This is a genomic window from Streptomyces sp. NPDC001634 (assembly GCF_040298185.1).
Lineage (GTDB): Bacteria > Actinomycetota > Actinomycetes > Streptomycetales > Streptomycetaceae > Streptomyces.
Genome location: NZ_JBEOZU010000208.1, coordinates 1 through 2181, shown reverse-complemented (window position 1 = coordinate 2181; position 2181 = coordinate 1). Strand labels below are relative to the sequence as shown.

The 2181-nt window shown below is 36.0% G+C and carries 3 protein-coding genes; 1 reads left to right on the top strand and 2 read right to left on the bottom strand.

Annotated features, from left to right (window positions below; genetic code table 11):
- Positions 1-402: hypothetical protein (locus ABT186_RS48255; protein WP_502973559.1), on the top strand; the 402-nt coding region annotated here is incomplete at its 5' end.
- On the opposite strand, the gene ABT186_RS47520 is transcribed toward ABT186_RS48255, so the two are convergent.
- Positions 335-1066, bottom strand: a complete 732-nt coding sequence (locus ABT186_RS47520) for a type ISP restriction/modification enzyme (protein WP_351930658.1) — start codon at positions 1064-1066, stop codon at positions 335-337. The genes ABT186_RS48255 and ABT186_RS47520 overlap by 68 nt on opposite strands.
- 75 nt (positions 1067-1141) lie before the next feature.
- Positions 1142-2181, bottom strand: a 1040-nt coding sequence (locus ABT186_RS47515; protein ID WP_351930657.1) for an amidohydrolase, incomplete at its 5' end; no start/stop codon positions are given.

Below are 2181 nucleotides of genomic sequence, written 5' to 3'. Positions count from 1 at the left end.
AGCCAGGGTCTAAGGTATTGGGTCGCATTTTCAGACAAACACTTTCCTGTGACAATCCCTAAGTGGGAAAAGAATAAAGATAATCAAATATCTGTTAAAGACGAACAGATAAAAAGTTTAGTAGACGTACAAAAACAAACTCAAAATCTTTTAGATCAGCAACAACGACTAGCCTTACAAGATAAAAAGTTGTTAGAAGAATACAAAGCAGAAAATGACAGCTTAAAAGCTCTCAAAATGCCCTCACAGGAAACAGAATTCAAACACTTAGACAATCAATATAAAGATGAAGTGAACGCTCTTAAAGAGAAGTTGGAAAATTTGCAGGAACAAATCAAAGATCAAAAAAGGATAGAAGAACAAGAAAAACCAAGAAAATGGTGGGGACTATGGCGAAAATAGATGATTCAGTTAAAAAGAAAGTTCCAGAATTAAGGTTTCCGGGATTTACGGATGATTGGGAAGAGCGTAAGTTAGGAGAATTATCTAATATTGTTGGTGGTGGATCTTTCTCTGGTATGTTCGAGATAGTTATTGAATTATTGAAAATAATAGTGTCTAAGGCTCCTTTTTTAGGATGTTTCATCTTAGTCACTTTATAATCATCAGAGCTAACTGACACCGTCACTCCAGGGTATGACACTTGTTTCTCGTAATTCAGATGCAGATTAGATAACTCCTTTCCAATCCGAATAAACGCTTCTTTATTTCGGACTAGCGGAATCCGCGCCAAGCTCTTTTTTAAATCATTGGCATACATATCCCGATATTCGGGTGAATGAAGCAAACCATACACATAATAAACAATGTCAGCCTTATCAATATCATAATTGCCTACTACATTGTCATATTTAACGTCAAGAAGCCCTGTCGTATCTTCCAAATTCTTCAAAAAACCTTTACCGGACGTAAGCAACGCATATTCTGGAACGTTATTTGTCATCAAGACAGAGAACTCGGAATTTGTGGACACATACAAAACCTTGTCATTAAGTGACATCGCAGTATCGTAGTTTGACGGACGGTGAATTAAATCTCGTCCATAATACAACCTTTTTCTGGACAGAGGATAGAAATATTTTTATAAGTTTATTAAATAACGAAGGAGCAACTTTAGCTACAAATCTTGCTATTTGTAAATCTACATTTTTTTATTGAAAAATAGATAGTTTATAGTTACAGTTGCAACTGCTTTAGCCGCGATTAAAATACTTTTCTCATTCATTTTAAATAAAGGGCTATGATGGGGATAATTTCCGCCGTCTTCAGGCTGTGCACCAATGTAAAAGAAAGTACTTGGTACAACTTGCCCATAATATGAAAAATCTTCAGAAGGATTTTGTGGTCCTAAATCGACTATATTATTGACTTCTGAAATATTCTGATCTTTTAAGCTGTCAACTACAAAGTGAGTGAGATTTTCTGAATTAAAGAGTACAGGATAGTTATCGTCATAATCTACAATCACTTCAACCCCAAAGGTTACTCCAACGCCTTTAGCAATTTGTTTCACTTGGTCTCGGATGACTTTTCTAGTTGTTTCTTTCATCATCCGAACATCCCCTTTTAACACTACTTTATCTTGTATAGCATTAAAACTTCCTGCTCCATCAAATGATCCAATAGTTACAGTACCCATGTCAAATGGATCTATTCTTCTTGAAATTACTGTTTGGAGTTCAGTTACAAAGTAACTAGCGGCTACTATTGCATCATTACTTAATTGTGGCATAGAAGCGTGACCTCCGTTTCCTTTGATTGTAATGGTGAAATTAGAACGTCCCGTTTGAGTTTCTTTATTATGATAGGCAATGACCCCTGTTTTAATTGTAGTCATCACATGAACCCCGATCATATTATCGACACCGTCAAGAGCTCCTGCTTTAATCATACCTTTGGCACCACCAGGAGATACTTCCTCTGCTGGTTGATGGACAATTCTAACTCTTCCCGGAAGTTCTTGTTTTATTTTTACTAGTTCTCTAGCAAGTACCATCAAATATGCAGTATGTGCATCGTGTCCACAGGCATGCATTACTCCTGGATTGACCGATTTAAAACTTAAATCATTATCTTCAAAAATAGCAAGAGCATCAAATTCTGCTCTCAACGCAAGAGTTTTTCCGGATTTTCCACCTACAATATCAACTATGATTCCAAATCCCTTTCCTATAAGATTTG